This window comes from Pseudomonas sp. PME37.24/025 (genome assembly GCF_055556615.1).
Genome location: NZ_JBVHNK010000463.1, coordinates 1 through 240 on the forward strand (window position 1 = coordinate 1; position 240 = coordinate 240).

A 240-nucleotide genomic window follows, 5' to 3' on the forward strand; every position below is an offset into this window, starting at 1 on the left:
GCAGCATGTCCTCGACGACCAGGTCGGGGTTGTTGACGATGCGATTGAGAGTCATGAATCAGTCCTTGGAAAAACGTCGGTCCACTGCAAAAACAAAGCGTCAGGTCACGGTGTAGCCGCCATCGATGAGGATGTTCTCGCCCGTGATCATGGCCGCCTGCGGGCTGGCCAGATAGGCCACCAGATGCGCCACTTCGTCGGGCTGGGCGAAGCGGCCCACGGGTATGCGCGCCCGCATCG

The 240-nt window shown here is 61.2% G+C and carries 1 protein-coding gene; it reads right to left on the reverse strand.

Translation table 11 applies throughout. The annotated features are described in order from the left end of the window. Positions 1–100 precede the first annotated feature (100 nt). Positions 101–240, reverse strand: a 140-nt coding sequence (locus ACZ3HH_RS31095) for an SDR family oxidoreductase (protein WP_465810571.1), incomplete at its 5' end; no start/stop codon positions are given.